Here is a 2,593-nt window from a genome sequence, read left to right on the forward strand (position 1 = left end):
CGAACACAAGCTCTCGATGGCCTAATCGCGAAAACGTGCCCTTCCGGCCGGTGAGGCCCCCGCGACGAAAGAACACAGCCCCAGCAGCAGGCAGGCACCCACACCAAGCCAGCGCTGCTGCCGTCTGTTTTGTCGTCGTGCTGACCCCCGGACCCCGCAACTGCTCTCGCCTGTTTGCCAGGGGCCCCCCCCCCCCCCATCGTTCATCACACATAACGCGCCGTTCGCTGGCGATATGGTGGGCAAAACGCCGCGCTGCGTTCGACGATGGCTGCGCAGCTCTGGAAAGCCTTGCTGCAACTCCCTGCGCGTGCGCCAGGCAGCGCGCCGCGACCCGCATCTGCGCGGAAGATTGCGCAACTGCCCATCGGCATTGCAACGATCAGGAGTTGGCGCTGCTGTGCATCGCGTAACGCGCATGCGCTACGCAGGCCGGCACGCCTGCGCTTGCGCCTGATGCATGCAGGCCGTTAAGTGCCCAGGCGCTGGCGCACGGCCTCGAACAAGGTCACACCGGTCGCGACCGACACATTGAGGCTTTCGATTTCGCCGGGCATCGGGATCTTGACCAGGCCGTCGCAGTGCTCGCGGGTGAGACGGCGCAGGCCATCGGCCTCGCCACCCAGCACCAGCCCGACATTTCCGCGCAGATCCACGCTATACAACGAAGCCTCTGCTTCGCCAGCCAAACCATACAGCCACACACACTGCTTCTGCAGATCGCGCAGGCAGCGCGCCAGGTTGGTCACCGCCACCACCGGAATGCGGTCGGCCGCACCGGCAGAGGTCTTGCGCACGGTGGCGTTCACCGTGGCCGACTTGTCCTTGGGAATCACCACCGCGGTGACCCCTGCCGCTGCCGCACTGCGCAGGCATGCGCCAAGGTTGTGCGGGTCCTGCACGCCATCGAGGATCAGCACCAACGCGCGCCCTTCGGCGGCCTCGACCAACCCTTCCAGCTCGTTCTCGGCCCACAGCCGCGCGGCGGCATAGCGTGCGGCCACGCCCTGGTGGCGTACCTGCCCGCCCACGCCGTCCAGTGCCTGCGTATTGACCCGGCGGACGTCGATGCCCTTGCGGCGCGCCTGTTCCTCGATCTCGGTCAGGCGCGGGTTCTTGCTGCCGGCCTCGATCAACACCTCGCGCACGTTGTCGGCGTCGTTCTCGACAGACGAGGCGACAGCATTGACGCCGACGATCCACTGGTTCTGCTTGCTCATTGCGCGGGAATACGAAGAGATAAAGGGGAATGGTAGGGCTTGCGGCCTGTCACGTCACGGCCGGGGCATGGGAGCCTTGGCGATGCCAACCAAGCGTGGCTGCAAGGAACACTGGCGCTACACGCGCAGCACCCGCAGGCAACGGCGCGCGCTGCATTCACCGCATGCTGGCCGCGCACCCCATTGTGCCGATGGATGCCTGCCAGTTGGTGCACCGGCGCGTCTTGCCGCGGCGAGTGGCAGCCGCGAGCGAGGTTTCACCGTTGCTGCTCGCGTGCCGCAATCGGCAGCACACTCAAACCAGGGCGATGTCTCACACAGGCCAATGGGCAGTGTCGTGATCCGGATGCTGCCGCGACACCACGCTGGCCAAGAAAGCCTCCGCGGAGGCATCGTCTTCGGGTGGACGCGTAGGCAGCTGCGCCAGGCCATCGACGAAGGGCAGCTTGCGATCCAGCCCATATTGGATATGCGGCGGCAAATGCTCCGGCGTGTCGAAGGCACCTGCCGCAACTGCCAGGCCGTCGGGTGCCTCATAAGTCAATGGCGTGCCGCAATCGGCGCAAAAACCGCGCTGCACGACGGTCGACGATGCAAAGCGCTTGGGCGCGCCACGGGTCCAGCGAAACTCGGCGCCTCGCACCGACACCAGCGGCGCGTAATACGCGCCGAATGCCTTCTGACACATTCGGCAGTGGCAGATCGAAGCGTCCACCAACGCACCACGCGCATGAAACCGCACCGCCCCGCACTGGCAGCCACCGCTGTATTCGCTTGAAGTGTCCATGCCCTGCTCCGCGTCAGTCTGTTACGGACACCATTGCAAACCTATACATCTGCAACGGCCCCACCTGCCTCCATAACAGCGAATAACACGACTGCGCTCACCACCAAGCGGACGCGGATGGTAGTGGGAGTGAGAATTGGCCGGAACCGCCGGCACGCTGCGATTCATCAGCGCCGCCTACACCCACCCGACGACTCTCGCTACATTTTAGTGGCTGCTCTTGTCACCACCACCACCTCGCGTGGCGGGCTGCCATTTCGGCCGCCCGCGGCGTGGCCCTGCAACTCAGTACGCCTTTTTTTTGCGCTTAGAGCGGCTAACAAAACCCTTGAATTCTGTTGATTCGGCGGCAACATTGTCGGCATGACACGTCGCAACGAGATCCCTATTGCGCTGTGGAAGCGCATCGAGCCACTGATTCCGCAGGTCAAGCCTTCCCCCAAAGGTGGACGACCTCGTGTCAGTGATCAGCAGGCCCTCAACGGCATCGTCTATGTGCTGCGCACGGGCATTGCGTGGGAAGACCTGCCTTTGGAACTTGGCGATGGCAGCGGCATGACCTGCTGGCGTCGGCTGCGTGATTGGG

3 protein-coding genes are annotated in these 2,593 nt (G+C 64.5%); 1 reads left to right on the forward strand and 2 read right to left on the reverse strand.

The window, feature by feature from the left end; all coding sequences use genetic code 11:
- Positions 1 to 470: 470 nt before the first annotated feature.
- Entirely contained in the window at positions 471 to 1,220 is a 750-nt protein-coding gene (gene rlmB / locus XAXN_RS19860) for a 23S rRNA (guanosine(2251)-2'-O)-methyltransferase RlmB (protein ID WP_054320794.1), read from the reverse strand.
- Positions 1,221 to 1,533: 313 nt separating this feature from the next.
- Positions 1,534 to 2,007, reverse strand: coding sequence for a GFA family protein (locus XAXN_RS19865; protein WP_054320795.1), 474 nt, complete (start codon positions 2,005 to 2,007; stop codon positions 1,534 to 1,536).
- 363 nt (positions 2,008 to 2,370) lie between these two features.
- Here XAXN_RS19865 and XAXN_RS19870 point away from each other — a divergent pair.
- Positions 2,371 to 2,593, forward strand: a 223-nt coding sequence (locus XAXN_RS19870; RefSeq protein WP_134984942.1) for a transposase, incomplete at its 3' end; no start/stop codon positions are given.

The organism is Xanthomonas axonopodis (genome assembly GCF_001304695.1).
Classification (GTDB): Bacteria; Pseudomonadota; Gammaproteobacteria; order Xanthomonadales; family Xanthomonadaceae; genus Xanthomonas; species Xanthomonas axonopodis.

Bases quoted from the DNA above. Each gene is read 5' to 3' on its own strand.
- rlmB (WP_054320794.1), bottom strand. From the start codon at position 1,220: ATGAGCAAGCAGAACCAGTGGATCGTCGGCGTCAATGCTGTCGCCTCG.
- XAXN_RS19865 (WP_054320795.1), bottom strand. From the start codon at position 2,007: ATGGACACTTCAAGCGAATACAGCGGTGGCTGCCAGTGCGGGGCGGTG.